Origin of the sequence: Streptomyces mauvecolor (assembly GCF_039532965.1) — a bacterium.
Classification (GTDB): domain Bacteria; phylum Actinomycetota; class Actinomycetes; order Streptomycetales; family Streptomycetaceae; genus Streptomyces; species Streptomyces violascens.
In genome coordinates this window covers 95,771-114,908 of sequence record NZ_BAAASQ010000023.1, presented here as the reverse complement: position 1 = coordinate 114,908, position 19,138 = coordinate 95,771, and the positions used below count along the sequence as shown (strand labels likewise).

Here is a 19,138-nt window from a genome sequence, read left to right as displayed (position 1 = left end):
CCGCACATGAGGAAGGCCCCCAGGATCCGCTCCTGGGGGCCTTCCTCATGCGTCCGGAAGAACCGGCGGTCCAGAACAGCCGGTCAGAACAGGCGGTCGCCGAGCTCCGCCCACACCAGCGCCGCCACCACGGCGTACATCGCCAGCGGCACCAGCCAGTGCGGCACCACCCGGCGCATCCACGCATGGGGCCCTGCCACATGCCGGGTGACGTACCAGAACAGCGGGATCATCACCGCCCACACCAGCAGGCACCACGGGCACAGCGCCCCGATGACGTACAGGCACTGGATGATCAGCCAGACCGTGAAGGCGAAACCCGCCGTGACGCCGGCCCGGATGCCGAGCCACAGCCACCGGGGGAACTCCGCGCCCGCGAGGAGGGCCAGACCCAGGGCCGCCAGGGCCGCGAACGCGACGACGCCGAGCAGCATGTTGGGGAAGCCGAGCAGGTTGCTCTGCCAGGTGTCCATCACGTCGCCGCAGCTCAGGACCGCGTTGATGTTGCACCCGGGGGAGAAGGCCGGGTTCTGGAGGGTATGGATGCGGTCGGCGGTCAGGACGGCCGAGGCGAGGGTGCCGAGCAGTCCGCCGATCAGCAGGAGCAGGGCGGTGCCGCGCGCCGGACGGCGGGAGGAGAGGGCAGGCATGGGATCAACGCTAGGGATCCGTAGGGCCACCGGGGCAGGGCCGAACGGCCAGAAGCCGCGTGCGACATATCACTAAATGTGGGCCGTTCGGCTTAGGCATTCGGGTCCAAAGACCTTGGATGATGGAGGGCATGCACACGCCGTCCTCCTCCTCCGCGCCGCAGCGCGTGCTGGCGGCGGCGCGTGCCGCGAGCGCGCGCTGGGTGGGCGAGGAGCGCGCCCTGGACGTGCTGATCGCGCTGAGCTGCTTCGGCCTGATGGTCCTGGACGTGCCGGGCCTGGCCAAGGCCGACAACTCCCTCAACAGCTACACCGCGCCGCCCGTCCTCGCCCTCGGCGCGGCGACCCTGCTCTTCCGGCGCCGCTGGCCCTGGCTGCCCTACCTGGTCGCGCTGTTCTACCTGGGCTGGCTGCACCAGCTGAACCTGGTGCAGTTCGCGCTGTATTCGCTGGGCCGCTTCCGGGGCCGGCGCGCGAGCATCATCGCCACGTGCGGGTACATCGCGGTGGCGTACGCCCTGTTCAACCTGCCGGGCTGGCCCGACACCCGGGGCGAGACGCTCAGCTCGTTCCTGGCGATCGTGGTGCCCGTGGGGGTGCTCGCCTCGGGTGTCGGGATCTCGGCCTACCGCCACGACCTCGTACGCGAACTGGAGGCCCAGCGCGCCGAGCACGCGGCCCTGCAGGCCGTGCAGGTCGAGCGGGTCTCGGTGGCCCGGGACGTGCACGACATGGTGGGCCGGGAGCTGACGATGCTCGCGGTGCGTTCCGAGGTGCTCGCGATGCGGGCCAGGAACGAGCCGCACCACAAGGACTTCGAGGAGCTCGCCGACACCGCGCGCCGGGCCCACCTCATGCTGAACGAGATCATCGTGCGGCGCGCGGACGAGCGCACGGCCACGCCCGGCATCGACGGCCTGCACGCGCTCGCCGAGGAGAGCCGGAGCGCGGGCACCCCGGTCGGCCTGGACATCGAGCCGGCCGCGCACCGGGTGTCCCCGCTGCGCCAGGCGGCGGTGTACCGGGTGGTCCAGGAGTGCCTGACGAACTCGGTCAAGCATGCCCAGGGCGAGCCGGTCGCGGTGACGATCCGGCTCGCGGCGGGGGACCTGGTCGTCACGGTCCAGAACCCGCTGCCCCGCGCGGTACCGGTGAAGGCCCCGGTCTCCACGGGGACCGGGACCTTCTCCATGCGGGAGCGGGTGGAGAGCATGGGCGGCTCGCTCGCCACGACCCGTACGGACACGACCTATGAGGTGCGGGCGACGCTTCCGGCCGGGGCGGTCGGCTGACGCGTCCGGCCGGGGTGCCGGCACAGGCGCTCAGGCGGCCGTCGCGCCCATCGCGGGCAGCTGGATCAGCGAGTGGATGTCGACGGGCAGCCGCCGGGGGACCGGGAGCCGGGCGGGGGCGTTCCGGGTGCCGTCCGTCGTCAGCAGGGTGAGCCCGCCCATCACGACCGCGCCGCAGGCCAGGGCGAGCAGCGTGCCCGTGGTCCCGTACCGGAAGCTCTCGCCGAACAGGGCGAGGCCGACGGCGGCGGCGATCACCGGGTTCGCCACGGTGACCACGGCCAGCGGGGTGGCGAGGCCGGCGCCGCGGTAGGCGGCCTGCGAGACCAGGGTGCCCGCCGTGGCGAGGACCGCGATCACGGCCAGGCTCGGCAGCTGCTCGGCGACGGATCCGCCCGCCCAGTCGACCGCCACCAGCTTGGTGAACACCGAGCCCATGCCGAAGGCGATCCCGGCCGCCGTGGCGAGCAGCACGCTGCGCAGGACGGGCCGGCCGGCGGTGCGGGCGGCCATCATCAGGGCGCCGATCACGACGAACGTGGTGAGGGCGACCGCGACGCGCTGGGCGCCGCCGAGCGAGGAGGAGTCGGCACTGCCGGTCAGCGAGAGCAGCCCGGCCAGGCCCACCGTCGCCATGACCGCCCCGCGCCAGGCGGCGGCGCCGGCCCGGCGGCGTACGAACAGCGCGGCCATCGGCAGGGCGAAGACGATGGTGAGCGCGCCGAGCGGCTGGACCAGGCTCAGCGGACCGCAGGCCAGGGCCACCACGTGGAGCAGCGCGCCCAGGCCGTTGAGCCCGATCGCGATCACCCAGCGCGCCCGGCGCGCGGCCGCGCTTCCCGCGGTCGTCTCGGCGACCCGCTCCTGCATGATCGCGCCGCCCGCGTACGCCACGGCGGAGACGAGGGAGAGCAGGACGGACAGTGCGAGTGCACTCATCGGGGGCTCCTTCCGGGGCGGCGAACGGTGCGCGGTGGTGAGATCGACGAGAACACTGTACGACGTTGCGAACAGTGTGCGCAAGGGCGTACGGCGTACCGATGGTCTTCGTGCCTGCTCGCCTTGTGAGGTCTTCGCGCCTGCCGTGCGGGGAGGGGCCGGGAACGCAGACGGGCCGGGCTCCCCTCCTGGGGTCCCGGCCCGAACACGCCCTATGGCATGGCGGATGGCTCTACGCGCCGGTCAGCAGCTTCTGGAGCTGGTCGAAGTCCTCCACGCACTTGCCCGAGCCGAGCGCCACGCAGTCCAGCGGGTTGTCCGCCACGAACACCGGGATGCCGGTCGCCGATGCGAGGCGCAGATCCAGGCCCGGGAGGAGCGCGCCGCCTCCGGTCAGCACGATGCCGTGCTCCATCACGTCGCCGGACAGCTCCGGCGGGCACTCCTCCAGGGTCACCCGTACCGCCGCGATGATCGACTCGACCGGCTCGTCGAGCGCGGCCCGCACCTCGCGCGCGGTGAGCCGGAGCGTCTTGGGCAGGCCGCCCACCTTCTCCCGGCCCCGGACCGTGAAGGTCAGCTCCTCCAGTTCCTCGTTGCCCGGCACCGGCCAGGCCGACCCGATCGCGCACTTGACGTCCTCGGCGGTGCGCTCGCCTATGAGCAGCGAGTGCTCCTTGCGTACGTAGTCGGTGATCGCGGTGTCCAGGCGGTCGCCGCCCACCCGCAGGGACTGCGCGGTCACGATGCCGCCGAGCGAGATCACGGCGACCTCGGTGGTGCCGCCGCCGATGTCCACCACCATCGAGCCGCGCGGCTCGGCCACCGGGAGCCCGGCCCCGATCGCCGCCGCCATCGGCTCCTCGATGAGGTGCACGGCCTTCGCGCCGGACCGCTGCGCGGCGTGCACGATCGCGCGCCGCTCCACCGGCGTCACCCCGCTCGGCACGCACACCACCATGCGGGTGCGCGGGCGGCGCCCCGGCACCGCCTTCCTGACGAAGTGGCGGATCATTTCCTCCGCCGCCTCGTAGTCGCTGATCACGCCGTCCCGCAGCGGCCGGATCGCGGTGATCGAACCGGGCGTGCGGCCGATGGTCTCCTTGGCCTCCGCGCCGACGGCCAGCGCCGTGCGGCCGCCCTCCTTCATCGCCACCACGGACGGCTCGTTGAGCACGATGCCCTGCCCCCTGGCGTACAGCAGGGTGTTGGCGGTCCCGAGGTCGATCCCTATGTCCATGATCGCCAAGTTTGCCCGGAGAGTCTGTGGGACCCGGGGGCCGAACGTCCCGAAAGGGGCGGGTCCAAGGTCCTGTCGGTGCCCCTCCGTAGACTGGTCCTGTGACCGAGCAGCCCGACCGCAGTGAAGCCGATGACTTCGACGGAATCGTCGAAGCCGAAACGAGTCGAGACCCCGACCTGGCGGTGATCGAGGCGGGTAGCCGCACCCTGCGCACCCACGGCGGTGTGCCCCAGGGCGAGGCCGTGCCCGCCCGCCCCGCCGACCCCGAGGTGGACGCGGCGCTGCGCGCCGTCGAGACCGAGCTCGCGGGCCGCTGGGGCGAGACCAAGCTGGAGCCGTCCGTCCGCCGCATCGCCGCCCTGATGGACGTCCTCGGCGAGCCGCAGCGCGCCTACCCGACGATCCACATCACCGGCACCAACGGCAAGACGTCCACCGCCCGCATGATCGAGGCCCTGCTCGGCGCCTTCGAGCTGCGCACCGGCCGCTACACCTCGCCGCACGTCCAGTCGATCACCGAGCGGATCAGCCTGGACGGCCTGCCGATCCCCGCCGAGCGCTTCATCGAGACGTACGAGGACATCAAGCCGTACGTCGAGATGGTGGACGCCAAGGAGGAGTTCCGGCTCTCCTTCTTCGAGGTCCTGACCGGCATGGCGTACGCGGCCTTCGCGGACGCCCCGGTGGACGTGGCGGTCGTCGAGGTCGGCATGGGCGGCACCTGGGACGCGACGAACGTCATCGACGCGGGCGTCGCGGTCGTGACCCCCATAGACCTCGACCACACCGACCGGCTCGGCAACACGCCGGCCGAGATCGCCGTGGAGAAGTCCGGGATCATCAAGCAGGGCGCCACCGTGATCCTGGCCCAGCAGCCGGTCGACGCGGCGCAGGTCATGCTGAAGAAGGCCGTCGAGACGGATGCCACCGTGGCCCGCGAGGGCATGGAGTTCGGCATCGTCGGCCGCGAAGTCGCCGTCGGCGGCCAGCTCCTGACGCTGCGGGGCCTCGGCGGCGAGTACGAGGAGGTCTTCCTCCCGCTGTACGGAGCCCACCAGGCGCACAACGCGGCCGTGGCGCTCGCCGCGGTCGAGGCGTTCTTCGGCGTCGGCTCGCAGCAGGCCGGCCCGCTCGACATCGACACCGTCCGCAAGGCGTTCGCCTCCGTCGTCTCGCCGGGCCGCCTGGAGGTCGTGCGCCGCTCGCCGACCGTCGTCCTGGACGCCGCGCACAACCCGGCCGGCGCCCGCGCCACCGCGGACGGCCTGACCGAGGCGTTCGGCTTCTCGCGCCTGATCGGCGTGGTCGCCGCCAGCGCCGACAAGGACGTGAAGGGCCTGCTCGAAGCGTTCGAGCCGGTCTTCGCCGAGATCGTCGTCACCGCCAACACCTCCAGCCGCTCCATGGACGTGGACGAGCTGGCGGCGCTCGCCGTCGAGGTGTTCGGAGACGAGCGGGTCGTGGTCGAGCCCCGCCTGGACGACGCCATCGAGGCCGCCATCACCCTGGCCGAGGAGGAGGACGAGTACGCGGGCGCGGGTGTCCTCGTCACCGGCTCCGTGTTCACGGTCGGCGACGCCCGGCTGCTGCTGAAGAGGGGCTGACCCGATGCGTACGCTCTGCGCGTCCACCCTGATCGGTGAATTCTTCGTCATCGCCTTCGCGGGCCTGGTCGCGATGAAGGACCCCGACCTCGCCACCACCACCGTGTGGACGGTGTGCGGCATCGGCATGCTGCTCTCGGTCCTGCTCTGCGGGATGCTGGGCCGGCGCGGCGGGGTCGAGCTCGGCTGGGCGCTCCAGATCGCGCTGATCGCGAGCGGTTTCGCCGTCCCGCTGATGTTCTTCATGGGCGCCCTCTTCGCGGCCCTGTGGTGGGCCTCGGTCCACTACGGCCGCAAGATCGACGAGGCGAAGGCCAGATTCGCGGCCCAGGCCGAGGCCCAGCCCCAGGCCTAGCGGGCGGGCGGCGGGACCGGGTGACAGCACTTCAGCTACACCCGGTAATCTCGGCGGACCGCACACGTTTGCCAAGGAGCCGTACACCATGACGCAGCGCACCCTCGTCCTCCTCAAGCCGGACGCCGTCCGCCGCTCGCTGGTCGGCGAGATCATCGGCCGCATCGAGCGCAAGGCCGGCTGGCAGATCACCGCTCTTGAGCTGCGCACCCTGGATCAGGACACGCTGGAGCAGCACTACGGCGAGCACAAGGGCAAGCCTTTCTACGAGCCGCTCGTGGCGTTCATGTCCTCGGGCCCGGTCGTCGCCCTGGTGGTCGAGGGTGAGCGCGTCATCGAGGGCGTACGCCAGTTGGCGGGTCCCACCGACCCGATCGCGGCGGCCCCCGGATCGATCCGTGGCGACTTCGGGACCATCGTCCGGGAGAACCTCATCCACGCCTCGGACTCCGAGGAGTCCGCGGAGCGAGAACTGAAGATCTTCTTCCCGGGCCGCGGCTGAGCATTTCCTGACGCAATGTCAGCCATATAGCGCTCATGACCTGGGGCGACCGAAGGAATTTCGGTCGCCCCCCGGCATATGCGGGGCGACTTCGGGAACGCATCGCCCCGACAAGACGTCACCAATACTGAGGTGGACCAACGCGCCGTGTCCGTGCAGGCCGGACTACGATGGAGCCTCGCGCTCAACGCACCCACCTCGCCGACCTGAGAAGCCGTCAACGCTCGATTAGGGAAGGCCGGACGCATCCTCATGGGGAGCAACAAAATGTCGTTCATCGGCCGTGACATGGCTGTCGACCTCGGGACCGCCAACACGCTGGTGTACGTCAGGGGCCGCGGAATCGTCCTGAACGAGCCGTCCGTCGTCGCCATCAACACCAACACCGGCGGCATCCTCGCGGTCGGCGCCGAGGCCAAGAAGATGATCGGCCGTACGCCGGGCAACATCGTTGCCGTACGGCCGCTGAAGGACGGCGTGATCGCCGACTTCGAGATCACCGAGCGGATGCTCCGCTACTTCATCCTGAAGATCCACAAGCGTCGGTACCTGGCCCGCCCGCGCGTCGTGGTCTGCGTGCCCTCGGGCATCACGGGAGTCGAGCGCCGCGCCGTCATCGAAGCGTCCACCCAGGCCGGCGCCCGCCAGGTGCACATCATCGAGGAGCCCATGGCCGCGGCCATCGGCTCGGGCCTGCCCGTCCACGAGGCCACCGGCAACATGGTCGTCGACATCGGCGGCGGCACCACCGAGGTCGCCGTGATCTCGCTCGGCGGCATCGTCACCGCGCAGTCCATCAGGGTCGCGGGCGACGAGCTCGACAACGCGATCATCCAGCACATCAAGAAGGAGTACTCCCTCCTCCTCGGCGAGCGGACCGCGGAACAGATCAAGATCACGATCGGTTCGGCGTACGACCTCGACAAGGACGAGCACACCGAGATCCGCGGCCGCGACCTCGTCTCCGGCCTGCCGAAGACCGTCGTGATCTCCGCCGCCGAGGTGCGCAAGGCGATCGAGGAGCCCGTCAACGCCATCGTCGACGCAGTGAAGACGACCCTCGACAAGTGCCCGCCGGAGCTCTCCGGCGACATCATGGACCGCGGCATCGTCCTCACCGGCGGCGGCGCCCTGCTGCGCGGCCTGGACGAGCGGCTGCGCCGCGAGACGGGCATGCCGATCCACATCGCCGAGGACCCCCTCGACTCGGTGGCCCTGGGCTCCGGCAAGTGCGTCGAGGAGTTCGAGGCGCTCCAGCAGGTGCTCGACGCGCAGCCCCGCAGATAGCCCCCGGGGCCTGCTGTCCGCCGTACGGGTCACTGCCAACTCGTACGGCGGATCGTTGATATACAGATCGAAGAGATCTTGTAGATCACCCACATTCCTACGAGGAAGGCACGGCCGCCGCACGTGAGGGACACACGAGAGAGCCGGCTGCTCCTGGTGCTGCTGATCGCCGTAGCGTTCGCGCTGATCACGGTCGATATCAGAGGCGGGGCGAATTCACCGGTGGACGGCGCCCGGCAGGCCGCCGCCGCGGTCTTCGGGCCGGTGGAGAACGGGGTCGCGGCCGCCGTGGACCCGGTCGGCAACGCGATCGGCGCGGTACGCGACTCGGGCAAGCGCCACGACAAGATTTCCACCCTGCAGGCCGAGAACGAGGCCCTCAAGCAGAAGCTCGGCAGCGACGCCCGCAACCGCAGCCGCCTGAGTCAGCTCGACTCGATGCTGAAGACCGCGGGGGAGGGCCAGTACGGCATCAAGGCCGCCCAGGTCGTCGCCATAGGAGCGGCCCAGGGCTTCTCCTGGACGGTCACCATCGACGCCGGGTCCAACGACGGCATCAAGCGCGACATGACAGTGCTCAACGGCGACGGCCTGGTCGGCCGGGTCACCACCGTCGGCCCCTCCACCGCGACCGTGCTGCTCGCCAACGACCCCGACTTCACCGTCGGCACCCGGATGGAGAACAGCGACGAGCTGGGCTTCGCCACCGGTCACGGCGACCGGCCGCTCTCGGTGCAGCTGCTCAACGGCAAGGCCAAGGTCAACCCCGGCGACCGCCTGGTGACGTTCGGCTCGCAGGCCGACAAGCCGTTCGTGCCGGGCGTCCCGGTCGGCGAGGTCGTCCGGGTCGACCCCTCGGGCGGCGCCCTCACGCGCACCATCTACGTACGCCCCTTCGTCGGCTTCACCAAGCTCGACATCGTCGGCGTCGTCGTCGAGGCCCCGCGCACCGACCCGCGCGACGAGGTGCTGCCCGCCAAGCCCAAGCCGACGCCGACCCCGACGGTCACCGTCACGGCCACCCCGTCCCAGGCCCCCGACGGCCAGGGCAACACCAACATCGCCGACCAGCACGCGAACCCCGACGGCAACCCCCTCCCGAACGGGAACCCGAACCCGCCGCCGGCCAACGCGAACCCCCCGGCCGCGAACGCCAATCCGAATCCGCCCAATCCCAATCCGAACGGTGATCCCAACGGCAATGCCAATGCCGACGGCGACCAGTAGGAGCTGATCCAGATGCGTGTCAACAGGGTCATCCTCTCCGCCGCCCTGATCGTCGTCGCCCTCGTCATCCAGGTGAGCGTCCTCGCCCGCCTCCAACTCCCGGGCGCCGTACCGGACTTGATGCTCCTCACCGTCCTCGGTCTGGCCCTGGTCTACGGCCACCTCGGCGGCGCCTTCGTCGGATTCGGTGCCGGGCTGCTCGCCGACCTCGCGCCGCCCGCCGACCACGCGGCCGGGCGCTACGCCCTCGTGCTGTGCGTGATCGGCTACGTCGCGGGCCTCGCCAAGACCGACCACGGGCGGCCGCGCTCGGCGGCCGGGCCGATGCTGGTGGTGGTCGGCGCGGCCATCGGCTCGACACTGCTCTACGCGCTGGTCGGCGCGCTCGTCGGCGACACCGCGGCCCGCCATGTCGGGCTGCCCAGCCTGCTGTTCACGGCCGCCGTCTACGACCTGCTGCTGGCGCCCTTCATCGTGCCGCTGATCATGGCGATCGCCCGGCGCGCGGAGAACGACCCGCTCGCCGAGACCACCGCCAACGGCAGCCCCAGGAACGACATCACCTCCGGCTGGCTCTCCGGCGGCACCGGCCTGCGCATCGGCGGCCAGCGCGGCGGCCTGCGGGTCAAGGCGGCGAAGAGCAGAGCGGCCCGCGCGGGCCGGATCAAGGGCGTCAAGCGACTGTGAACCAGGGGGTCACCGCGGCATGAGCAACATCCCTGAGACCGGCCGCACCCCCCGGGTGCAGATCCGGCTCATCATCATCCAGGTCCTGGTCTTCTCGCTCCTGCTCACGCTGGGCGGACGCCTGTGGTACCTGCAGATCCGCAACGGCCAGGAGTACGAGGACGAGGCCAAGAACAACCACGTCCAGCAGGTCGTCCAGCCGGCCGTGCGCGGCTCGATCCTCGACGCGCGCGGCGTGCCGCTCGCCGACAACGAGACCCGCCTCGTGGTCTCCGCCTCGCGCACCGACCTCTCGAAGATGCCCGACAAGGGCAAGGCCGTCCTGACCCGGCTCGCCGCCGTGCTCGGCATGAAGCCGCAGGACGTCATGGACAAGGTCAGGCTCTGCGACGCCAAGACCCCCAAGCCCTGCTGGAACGGCTCGCCCTATCAGCCGATCCCGGTCACCGACAAGGCCACCACCCAGCAGGCCCTCCAGATCCGCGAACGCTCCGAGGACTTCCCCGGCATCACCGCCGACCCCACCGCCGTACGCCGCTACCCCGGGCCCGGCAAGTCCAACACCGCCCAGGTGCTCGGCTACCTCTCGCCGGTGACCGACGACGAGATCACCAAGGCGAAGGACACCGACTCGCCCTACCTGCGCTCCGACCAGGTCGGCCGCTCCGGCCTGGAGCGCACCTACGACAAGCAGCTGCGCGGCAAGGCGGGCATCACCCGGTACGAGGTCGACAACCTCGGGCGGGTCATCGGGCAGGCGCAGAGCGACAAGGCCCAGCCCGGCTCCAACGTCGTCACGTCGATAGACGCACGCGTGCAGGCCGTCGCCGAGTACGAGCTGAACAACGCGATGGTCGAGGCCCGCAAGCAGTTCGACAAGATCACCAACGAGAACTACAAGGCCGACTCCGGCGCGGTCGTCGTGATGGAGGCCAAGACCGGCCGCATCGTTGCCATGGCCTCGGCGCCGACGTACGACCCGAACGTCTGGGTCGGCGGCATCTCCGGCAAGGACTACCAGCAGCTCACCGGCAAGGACAGCGACTACCCGCTGCTGAACCGGGCCATACAGGGTCAGGCCGCGCCCGGCTCGACGTTCAAGGTGGTCTCCACGGCCGCCGCCGTCGAGGCCGGCTACAAGTGGGACGGCGGCTACCCGTGCACCAGCTCCTACTCGGTGGGCGGGCAGGTCTTCAAGAACTTCGAGGGTGAGAGCTTCGGCCCCATCTCGCTCGGCCGCGCCCTGGAGGTGTCCTGCGACACCGTCTTCTACGGACTCGCCGACAACGAGTGGAAGAAGGACGGCGGCATCAACCCGAAGCCGGGCCAGCCCAAGGACTTCTTCTACAAGGCGGCCCACCAGTTCGGCCTCGGCAAGGCCACCGGCGTGGACCTCCCCAACGAGGTCACCGGCCGCGTCCCGGACCGCCAGTGGAAGGAGAACCTCTTCGTCGCGATGAAGGACAGCTGGTGCAAGTCCGGCAAGAAGGACGGCACCTACGTCGAGAAGATCGCGTACGAGAACTGCCTCGAAGGCAACAAGATGCGCGAGGGCGACGCGATCAACTACTCCATCGGCCAGGGCGACACCCTCGTCACGCCGATCCAGGAGGCCATGATCTACGGGGCGATCGCCAACGGGGGGACCATACACGCACCCACCATCGGCAAGGCGATCATCAGCGCCGACGGCAAGACCGTCCAGGAGATCAAGCCGAAGATCAACGGAAAGCTGCCGGTCAGCCAGGCCACCATCGACGGCTACAACAAGGCCCTCGCCGGCGTCGTCACCAGCGGTACCGCCGCCTGGAAGTTCCAGGGCTGGCCGCAGGACAAGATCGAGCTGCACGCCAAGACCGGCACCGCCGAGGTCTACGGCAAGCAGACCACGTCCTGGCTCGCCACGTACTCCAAGGACTACACGGTCGTCATGACGATCTCCCAGGCCGGTACGGGTTCCGGCGCCTCCGGTGAGGCCGTGCGCAAGATCTACGAGGCGATGTACGGCGTCGACGACGCCGGAAACCAGGACCTCAAGCGCGCCATGCTCCCGCAGCCCGAGCAGGGCCTGCCCAAGGTCCAGGCCGACGGCACCATCGACGCGCCGACCGTCGCCGACTACGACCCGAACGCCGGCAAGGTCAAGGACAAGCTGGGACCCGACGGCCGGCCGCTGCAGCCCAGCGGACAGCCCCAGCCCAGCAATCCCCCGGCCACCGACGTCGACAACCGCAACCCACGGAGGGACTAGCGCCATGGCAGGTTTCTCCGTCCAGCGCTACGCCCCCGAGCGCAGCGCGTTCGCCAAACTCACCGCACGCGACTCGGTGCTGCGCAGGCTCGACTGGCCGCTGCTCCTGTCGGCCCTCGCGCTCTGCCTCATCGGCTCGCTCCTGGTGTGGTCCGCCACCCGCAACCGCACCAACATCAACCAGGGCGACCCGTACTTCTTCCTGATCCGGCACATCGCGAACGCCGGTATCGGCCTGTGCCTGATGGTCGGCACCATCTGGCTCGGCCACCGCACCCTGCGCGGCGCGGTGCCCATCCTGTACGGGCTCTCGATCCTGATGCTGCTCGCGGTGCTCTCACCGCTCGGCGCCACCGTCAACGGCGCGCACTCCTGGATCGTGCTCGGCGGCGGATTCTCCCTCCAGCCCTCCGAGTTCGCGAAGATCGCGATCATCCTGTGCATGGCGATGCTGCTCGCGGCCCGGGTCGACGCGGGCGACCAACTGCATCCGGACCACCGCACGGTGGTGAAATCGCTCGGGATCGCGCTGATCCCGATCTGCTGCATCATGCTGATGCCCGACCTCGGCTCGACCATGGTCATCCTGGTGATCATCCTCGGCGTGCTGCTCGCCTCGGGGGCGTCCAACCGCTGGATCTTCGGCCTGCTCGGCGCCGGTGTGGTCGGGGCGGTCCTGGTCGCCGCGCTCGGGATACTGGACAAGTACCAGATCAACCGCTTCGCCGCGTTCGCCAACCCCAAGCTCGACCCGGCCGGCGTCGGCTACAACACCGGCCAGGCAAGGATCGCGATCGGCTCCGGCGGCCTGACCGGCACCGGGCTCTTCAAGGGCTCCCAGACCACCGGCCAGTTCGTCCCCGAACAGCAGACGGACTTCGTCTTCACCGTCGCCGGAGAGGAACTCGGCTTCGTCGGCGCGGGCCTGATCATCGTGCTGCTCGGCGTCATCCTGTGGCGCGCCTGCCGCATCGCCCGCGAGACGACCGAGCTGTACGGCACCATCGTCGCGGCCGGCATCATCGCCTGGTTCGCCTTCCAGTCCTTCGAGAACATCGGCATGACGCTCGGCATCATGCCGGTCGCGGGCATCCCTCTGCCGTTCGTCTCCTACGGAGGCTCGTCCATGTTCGCGGTGTGGGTCGCCATAGGGCTGCTCCAGTCGATCCGGGTGCAGCGGCCGATAACGGCATAGCCGACGGGGACTTCGGACCGGCCCGGGAGATGGCCGGTCCGGGGCCCTGCCGCCGGGGCCCGATCGCGTCTAGATTCTGGTCATGGCGGACACGAAGCGCGAGATCGAGCGGAAATTCGAGTTCACCCCGTCCGACGGGGACCGGGCCCGGCTGCCCGACCTGACCCGGGTCCCCGGTGTCGGCAGCGTCGTCGACAAGGGCGTCGTCGAACTCGACGCCGTCTACTACGACACCCAGGACCTGAGCCTGGACGCCGACTCACTCACCCTGCGCCGCAGAACGGGCGGCGCCGACGCCGGCTGGCACCTCAAATTCCCGGTCACCGTCGGCATCCGCGACGAGATCCGGGCCCCGCTCTCCGACCGCCTCCCGCCCGGGCTGGCCGCCCTGCTGCGCTCCCGCGTCCGCGACGCCGAACTCGTCCCCGTCGTCCGCCTCCGCTCCTCCCGCGACGTACGCCACCTGCTCGCCGACGACCACACCCTGCTCGCCGAGCTCAGCATCGACACCGTCCGCGCCGAGGGCCTGCGCGCCGGCTCCACCGCCACCACCTGGACCGAGATCGAGGTCGAGCTCGCCGACGGGGTGGCGGACGAGAGCATCCTGGACGGTGTGGAGAAACGGCTGCGCAAGGCGGGCATCCGGCCCTCGACGAGTTCGTCCAAACTCGCCCGGGCCCTGCGCGAGACCGCCCCGAAGCCGCGCAAGGCGGCCAAAAGCGCCAAGAACTCAGGGCCCGCCGAAGGCACCGCGGGCGCCCATGTCCTCGGCTTCCTGCGCGCCCAGCGCGACGCGCTCGTCGCCCTCGACCCCGCCGTGCGGCGCGAACTGCCGGACTCCGTCCACCAGATGAGGGTCGCCACCCGCCGCCTGCGCAGCGCGTTCAAGTCGTACGCCAAGATCGTCGACCGCGCCGTCACCGACCCCCTCGGCGAGGAGCTCACATGGCTAGCCGCCGAGCTCGGGGTCGACCGCGACCAGGAGGTCCTCACCGAACGCCTGCGGGCCCGCATCGCCGCCCTGCCCCGCACCCTGGTGCTCGGCCCGGTCCGCGGCCGGCTGCGCATCTGGACGGTGGCCCGCCGCACCGGCTCCCGCCGCAGGACCCTCGCCGTACTCGACGGCAAGCGCTACCTCGGCCTCCTGACGGCCCTCGACGCACTGCTCGCCTCCCCGCCCCTGCTCCCGCCGGCCGAGCGGCCCGTGGCCGACGTACTCCCCAAGGCCGTGCTCAAGGACTACGACCGGCTCGCGAGCCGCGTCCACACCGCGCTCGGCCTCGCCCCCGGCCACGAGCGGGACCTCGCCCTGCACGAGGCCCGCAAGGCCGCCAAGCGCGCCCGGTACGCCGCCGAGGCCGCCACCCCCGCGCTCGGCAAGGCCGCCAAGAAGTTCGCCCAGCGCATGAAGGCCGTACAGAACGTGCTCGGCGACCACCAGGACAGCGTGGTCGCCCGCGAGGCCCTGCGCACGCTTGCCGCCCAGGCCCACGCGGCCGGCGAGTCCGCGTTCACCTGGGGGCTCCTGTACGGCCAGGAGGAGGCGACAGCAGCCGCCCGCGAGCGGGAGCTGCCCGAGGTGTGGGCCCGCGCCGGCGCCCCGAAGCTGCGGGAACGCCTGACGGCCCCATGATCGTCGTGCGAGGGGGCGACCCGGCTCGCGTTACGCTAGAGAGTCGCCCCCTGCCAGCCCACGAAGGTCGAGATGTCTGCCGAGTCCGTCTTCCCACAGCTCGAAGCGCTGCTCCCGCATGTGCAGAAGCCGATCCAGTACGTCGGCGGTGAGCTCAACTCCACCGTCAAGGCCTGGGACGAGTGTGACGTCCGCTGGGCGCTCATGTACCCGGACGCGTACGAGGTCGGGCTGCCCAACCAGGGCGTCATGATCCTCTACGAGGTACTGAACGAGCGCGAGGGCGTCCTCGCCGAGCGCACGTACAGCGTGTGGCCGGACATGGAAGAGCTCATGCGCGAGCACAAGGTCCCGCAGTTCACGGTGGACTCGCACCGCCCGCTGCGCGCCTTCGACGTGTTCGGGCTCAGCTTCTCCACCGAGCTCGGCTACACCAACATGCTCACGGCGCTCGACCTGGCGGGCATCCCGCTGGAGTCCAAGGACCGCACCATCGACGACCCGATCGTCCTCGCGGGCGGCCACGCGGCCTTCAACCCCGAGCCGATCGCGGACTTCATCGACTGCGCGGTCATCGGCGACGGCGAGCAGGCCGTCCTCGACATGACCGAGATCATCCGCACGTGGAAGGCCGAGGGCCGCCCCGGCGGCCGCGAAGAGGTCCTCTTCCGCCTCGCGAGGACGGGCGGCGTCTACGTCCCCGGCTTCTACGACGTCGAGTACCTCCCCGACGGCCGCATCGCCCGTGTCGTACCGAACAAGTCGGGCGTGCCGTGGCGGGTGTCCAAGCACACCGTCATGGACCTCGACGAGTGGCCCTACCCCAAGCAGCCCCTGGTCCCGCTCGCCGAGACCGTCCACGAGCGCATGTCCGTGGAGATCTTCCGCGGCTGCACCCGCGGCTGCCGCTTCTGCCAGGCCGGCATGATCACGCGCCCCGTGCGGGAGCGAAGCATCACCGGCATCGGCGAAATGGTGGAAAAGGGCCTCAAGGCGACCGGCTTCGAAGAGGTAGGCCTGCTCTCCCTCTCCTCCGCCGACCACACCGAGATCGGTGACATCGCCAAGGGCCTCGCGGACCGCTACACGGACGACAAGATCGGCCTGTCGCTGCCCTCGACCCGGGTGGACGCGTTCAACGTCGACCTCGCCAACGAGCTGACCCGCAACGGCCGCCGCTCGGGTCTGACGTTCGCTCCCGAGGGCGGCTCCGAGCGCATGCGCAAGGTCATCAACAAGATGGTCTCGGAAGAGGACCTCATCCGTACCGTCGCGACCGCGTACGGCAACGGCTGGCGCCAGGTGAAGCTGTACTTCATGTGCGGCCTGCCCACCGAGACCGACGAGGACGTCCTCCAGATCGGCGACATGGCGGTCAACGTGATCGCCAAGGGCCGCGAGGTGTCGGGCCAGAACGACATCCGCTGCACGGTGTCGATCGGCGGTTTCGTCCCGAAGCCGCACACCCCGTTCCAGTGGGCCCCGCAGCTCTCCGCCGAGGAGACGGACGCCCGCCTGACCAAGCTCCGCGACAAGATCCGCGGAGACAAGAAGTACGGCCGCTCCATCGGCTTCCGCTACCACGACGGCAAGCCCGGCATCGTCGAGGGCCTCCTGTCCCGCGGCGACCGCCGCGTGGGCGCCGTCATCCGCGCCGTCTACGAGGACGGCGGCCGCTTCGACGGCTGGCGCGAGCACTTCAGCTACGACCGCTGGATGGCCTGCGCCGAGAAGACGCTGCCCTCCTTCGGTGTCGACGTCGACTGGTACACGACCCGCGAGCGCACCTACGAGGAGGTCCTGCCCTGGGACCACCTCGACTCCGGCCTCGACAAGGACTGGCTCTGGGAGGACTGGCAGGACTCGCTCGACGAGACCGAGGTCGAGGACTGCCGGTGGACACCGTGCTTCGACTGCGGGGTGTGCCCCCAGATGGACACGTCGATCCAGATCGGGCCCACGGGCAAGAAGCTGCTGCCGCTCACGGTCAAGAGCTAGGCGCTTTTGCGTCTTGTGCGTCGGCAGCGGGCCGTCTGCGGCTGAGCGAGCCCACGCGGCGGAGCCGCACCATGTCACAGTCCCGCGCCCCTGCGGGGGTGGCACAACCGCCTGATCAGCAAGGCCCCCTGTCGCAACGGCAGGGGGCCTTGGCGCGTCCTTGACCGTATGGAGAACCGGCCCGCCCCGCAGGGGCCCGAAGGGTGTCTGACCGTTGCGATCCGCATTCCGGTGCGGATCGTGGTGCTTGTCCTGGTCGTCCCCGTGCGGCTGATCCGGGACCTCCTCGCGACCGGCGCGGAGGCGCTGCGGCGGGTGGTTCTCGCGCCCCTGTGGCGCGCGCTGGCCGTGATCCCGTTCGGGTGGTTGTACGCCTCTGTCCTGACCCCGCTCGGGCATGCAACTGCATGGCTGGGCAGGGTAGTTGGGGCCGGGGTCGGGTGGCTCGGGCGTGGGGTGGTGTGGGGTGCGGTGACGTTCGTCGGCGTTCCCGCGGCGTGGGTGTACCGCGCGGTGCTGGCCCCGCTCGGGCGAGGCGTCTCCTTGCTGGCCGAGGGGATCGGCCTCGGACTTCGGTGGGTGTCCTGGGCGGTGTTCGTGTGGCCGCCGGTCACGCTGTGGCGCTGGGTCCTCGCGCCGCTGCTGCGGTACGGCCTCGTCGTGCCGGGAGCGTGGCTGTACCGATGTGTGCTCACCCCGGCCGGGCACGCCATCGCCCTGATTGTCGCGCTGGCCGGGGCGGGACTCGCCGCTGTCGGGCGGGGGGTTGCCGCGCTGATCGTCCTGCTGTTCGTGGTCCCGGCGGTGTGGGCGTACCGGACGCTCCTCACGCCGCTGGGGCGGGCGGTCGGCGTGGTCCTGCGGGAGATCGGCGACGCGATCGGGCATGCCTGGCGGATTGCCGGATTCGTGTCCAGGGCGGTCGGACGGGCCCTCAAACGGCTCGCCTGGAACCTTCTCGGGCGGCCGGGGCGCTGGGTGTACGCGGTGTTGCTCACGCCGGTCGGGCACTGGGTGCGGGAGGCCGTGCTGCGGCCGGCCAGGAAGGCGGCACTCGCGGCGGGGCGCAGTGCGCGGGAGGCGCTGGCATCGGCCCGCGAGACCGTCCGCACGGCACGGCGCGACGCCTGGCGGGCGCTGGTCGGCGGGCCGCCCCGGGAACCTGCCGGGCACCGGGCGCGTACTCTGGGTAGTACAACTACTGCCTCCGGCGCGGTGCCCGCCCCCGAGATCTCCCTCAGCAAAGCGGAGGGATGAGCCGGGTGGCGCACGGGCCGTGACCGGAGGGGCCCCCACAGGACGGTGGGCGGCGCCCACCCGCGCCCGCCCCGCACCGAGGAGAAGAACCACTGGGCAAGCGACAGCCCGAAGGCCCGCCGCCCGCACCTGCGGTGCAGCGCATCCGACTGCGCTACACCAAGCGCGGCCGCCTCCGGTTCACCAGCCACCGCGACTTCCAGCGTGCCTTCGAGCGGGCCCTGCGCCGCGCCGAGGTGCCCATGGCGTACTCGGCCGGGTTCACCCCGCACCCCAAGGTGTCGTACGCGAACGCCGCACCCACCGGCGTCGGCTCCGAGGCCGAGTACCTGGAGATCGCCCTCACCGCACAGCGCGACCCCGAGAAGCTGCGTGCCCTGCTCGACGAGTCGCTGCCCACCGGGCTCGACATCGTCGACGCGGTCGAGGTCCGCACCTCGGGCCTCGCCGACCGGCTCACCGCCTCCGTCTGGGAGCTGCGCCTGGACGGCGTCACCGTGGACGCGGCCGAGAAGGCCGTCGCCACGTTCCTGGCCGCCGAGACCGTCGAGGTCCAGCGCAAGACCAAGAACGGCATGCGCACCTTCGACACCCGGGGCGCCGTAGCCGAGCTCCAGGCGCTTCCCGCGCAGGCTGATAGGCCTCTCGACGACGCCTGTGCGATACTGCGGCTGGTAGTACGGCACCTGACACCTGCCGTACGACCCGACGACGTCCTGTCCGGTCTCCAAGCTGTGGCCGACCTGGCGCCGCCGGTCCCCGCAGCGGTGACCAGGCTGGCGCAGGGGCTCTTCGACGAGGAGTCCGGCACGGTGACCGACCCGCTCGCGCCCGACCGCGAGGCAGCCCCGGCCGCACCACCAACGGCCGCCGGGACCGTCTCTGCGACGGCGCCGGAAGGTCCCGCCGCGTAAGGGCAGTCGTTGTAGCGCAGCCCTGGCACTCGGGAGCCACCTGGGTCGGGCCGCGCACTGACCTGAAGACTTTCGCCAGGCCGTACGTACAACGCGTACGGAAC

The 19,138-nt window shown here is 70.8% G+C and carries 15 protein-coding genes and 1 pseudogene; 13 read left to right on the top strand and 3 right to left on the bottom strand.

Going from position 1 to position 19,138, the window contains the following annotated elements; genetic code table 11:
• Positions 1 to 83 precede the first annotated feature (83 nt).
• Positions 84 to 650 carry a vitamin K epoxide reductase family protein gene (locus ABD346_RS28105; protein ID WP_344378666.1) on the bottom strand — a complete coding sequence of 189 codons (567 nt, stop codon included), beginning with the start codon at positions 648 to 650 and terminating at the stop codon, positions 84 to 86.
• A gap of 131 nt (positions 651 to 781) precedes the next feature.
• On the opposite strand from ABD346_RS28105, the gene ABD346_RS28100 reads away from it, so the two are divergent.
• Entirely contained in the window at positions 782 to 1,942 is a 1,161-nt protein-coding gene (locus ABD346_RS28100; RefSeq protein ID WP_344378665.1) for a sensor histidine kinase, read from the top strand.
• Positions 1,943 to 2,074: 132 nt separating this feature from the next.
• On the opposite strand, the pseudogene ABD346_RS28095 reads toward ABD346_RS28100, so the two are convergent.
• Both ABD346_RS28095 and ABD346_RS28090 read right to left on the bottom strand, forming a co-directional pair.
• Positions 2,075 to 2,881, bottom strand: a pseudogene (locus tag ABD346_RS28095) (DMT family transporter); the annotation flags it as partial.
• Positions 2,882 to 3,113: 232 nt separating this feature from the next.
• Positions 3,114 to 4,121: a rod shape-determining protein gene (locus ABD346_RS28090; protein WP_344378663.1), complete on the bottom strand. Its 1,008-nt coding sequence runs from the start codon at positions 4,119 to 4,121 to the stop codon at positions 3,114 to 3,116.
• A gap of 101 nt (positions 4,122 to 4,222) precedes the next feature.
• Between ABD346_RS28090 and folC the strand changes: the two genes are divergently transcribed.
• From folC to ABD346_RS28030, 12 genes are all read left to right on the top strand, one after another.
• Entirely contained in the window at positions 4,223 to 5,728 is a 1,506-nt protein-coding gene (gene folC / locus ABD346_RS28085) for a bifunctional tetrahydrofolate synthase/dihydrofolate synthase (RefSeq protein WP_344378662.1), read from the top strand.
• A 4-nt stretch (positions 5,729 to 5,732) separates the two neighbouring features.
• Entirely contained in the window at positions 5,733 to 6,083 is a 351-nt protein-coding gene (locus ABD346_RS28080; RefSeq protein WP_053727410.1) for a DUF4233 domain-containing protein, read from the top strand.
• An 88-nt stretch (positions 6,084 to 6,171) separates the two neighbouring features.
• Complete coding sequence (gene ndk, locus ABD346_RS28075) at positions 6,172 to 6,585, top strand: nucleoside-diphosphate kinase (protein WP_344378660.1); 414 nt, start codon at positions 6,172 to 6,174, stop codon at positions 6,583 to 6,585.
• A 267-nt stretch (positions 6,586 to 6,852) separates the two neighbouring features.
• Positions 6,853 to 7,872: a rod shape-determining protein gene (locus ABD346_RS28070; RefSeq protein ID WP_053727412.1), complete on the top strand. Its 1,020-nt coding sequence runs from the start codon at positions 6,853 to 6,855 to the stop codon at positions 7,870 to 7,872.
• 123 nt (positions 7,873 to 7,995) lie between these two features.
• The gene (mreC, locus tag ABD346_RS28065; RefSeq protein ID WP_344378658.1) at positions 7,996 to 9,099 is read left to right on the top strand and encodes a rod shape-determining protein MreC; all 1,104 of its coding nucleotides are present in this window, start codon (positions 7,996 to 7,998) and stop codon (positions 9,097 to 9,099) included.
• 12 nt (positions 9,100 to 9,111) lie between these two features.
• A complete protein-coding gene (gene mreD, locus ABD346_RS28060) occupies positions 9,112 to 9,786 on the top strand; it encodes a rod shape-determining protein MreD (RefSeq protein ID WP_344378656.1) in 675 nt (224 codons plus the stop codon).
• 19 nt (positions 9,787 to 9,805) lie between these two features.
• Positions 9,806 to 12,037 carry a penicillin-binding protein 2 gene (gene mrdA, locus ABD346_RS28055; protein WP_344378654.1) on the top strand — a complete coding sequence of 744 codons (2,232 nt, stop codon included), beginning with the start codon at positions 9,806 to 9,808 and terminating at the stop codon, positions 12,035 to 12,037.
• A gap of 4 nt (positions 12,038 to 12,041) precedes the next feature.
• On the top strand, positions 12,042 to 13,232 hold the full coding sequence (gene rodA, locus ABD346_RS28050; RefSeq protein WP_344378653.1) for a rod shape-determining protein RodA: 1,191 nt from the start codon (positions 12,042 to 12,044) through the stop codon (positions 13,230 to 13,232).
• Positions 13,233 to 13,314: 82 nt separating this feature from the next.
• On the top strand, positions 13,315 to 14,865 hold the full coding sequence (locus tag ABD346_RS28045) for a CYTH and CHAD domain-containing protein (RefSeq protein WP_344378652.1): 1,551 nt from the start codon (positions 13,315 to 13,317) through the stop codon (positions 14,863 to 14,865).
• Between the two features lie 72 nt (positions 14,866 to 14,937).
• A complete protein-coding gene (locus ABD346_RS28040) occupies positions 14,938 to 16,863 on the top strand; it encodes a TIGR03960 family B12-binding radical SAM protein (RefSeq protein WP_344378650.1) in 1,926 nt (641 codons plus the stop codon).
• A gap of 168 nt (positions 16,864 to 17,031) precedes the next feature.
• Entirely contained in the window at positions 17,032 to 18,120 is a 1,089-nt protein-coding gene (locus ABD346_RS28035; RefSeq protein ID WP_344378649.1) for a hypothetical protein, read from the top strand.
• A 134-nt stretch (positions 18,121 to 18,254) separates the two neighbouring features.
• Entirely contained in the window at positions 18,255 to 19,034 is a 780-nt protein-coding gene (locus tag ABD346_RS28030) for a TIGR03936 family radical SAM-associated protein (protein WP_344378648.1), read from the top strand.
• Positions 19,035 to 19,138: the final 104 nt, after the last annotated feature.

Bases quoted from the DNA above. Each gene is read 5' to 3' on its own strand.
- ABD346_RS28105 (WP_344378666.1), bottom strand. From the start codon at position 650: ATGCCTGCCCTCTCCTCCCGCCGTCCGGCGCGCGGCACCGCCCTGCTC.
- ABD346_RS28100 (WP_344378665.1), top strand. From the start codon at position 782: ATGCACACGCCGTCCTCCTCCTCCGCGCCGCAGCGCGTGCTGGCGGCG.
- ABD346_RS28090 (WP_344378663.1), bottom strand. From the start codon at position 4,121: ATGGACATAGGGATCGACCTCGGGACCGCCAACACCCTGCTGTACGCC.
- ABD346_RS28080 (WP_053727410.1), top strand. From the start codon at position 5,733: ATGCGTACGCTCTGCGCGTCCACCCTGATCGGTGAATTCTTCGTCATC.
- ndk (WP_344378660.1), top strand. From the start codon at position 6,172: ATGACGCAGCGCACCCTCGTCCTCCTCAAGCCGGACGCCGTCCGCCGC.
- ABD346_RS28070 (WP_053727412.1), top strand. From the start codon at position 6,853: ATGTCGTTCATCGGCCGTGACATGGCTGTCGACCTCGGGACCGCCAAC.
- mreD (WP_344378656.1), top strand. From the start codon at position 9,112: ATGCGTGTCAACAGGGTCATCCTCTCCGCCGCCCTGATCGTCGTCGCC.
- mrdA (WP_344378654.1), top strand. From the start codon at position 9,806: ATGAGCAACATCCCTGAGACCGGCCGCACCCCCCGGGTGCAGATCCGG.
- rodA (WP_344378653.1), top strand. From the start codon at position 12,042: ATGGCAGGTTTCTCCGTCCAGCGCTACGCCCCCGAGCGCAGCGCGTTC.
- ABD346_RS28045 (WP_344378652.1), top strand. From the start codon at position 13,315: ATGGCGGACACGAAGCGCGAGATCGAGCGGAAATTCGAGTTCACCCCG.
- ABD346_RS28040 (WP_344378650.1), top strand. From the start codon at position 14,938: ATGTCTGCCGAGTCCGTCTTCCCACAGCTCGAAGCGCTGCTCCCGCAT.
- ABD346_RS28035 (WP_344378649.1), top strand. From the start codon at position 17,032: ATGGAGAACCGGCCCGCCCCGCAGGGGCCCGAAGGGTGTCTGACCGTT.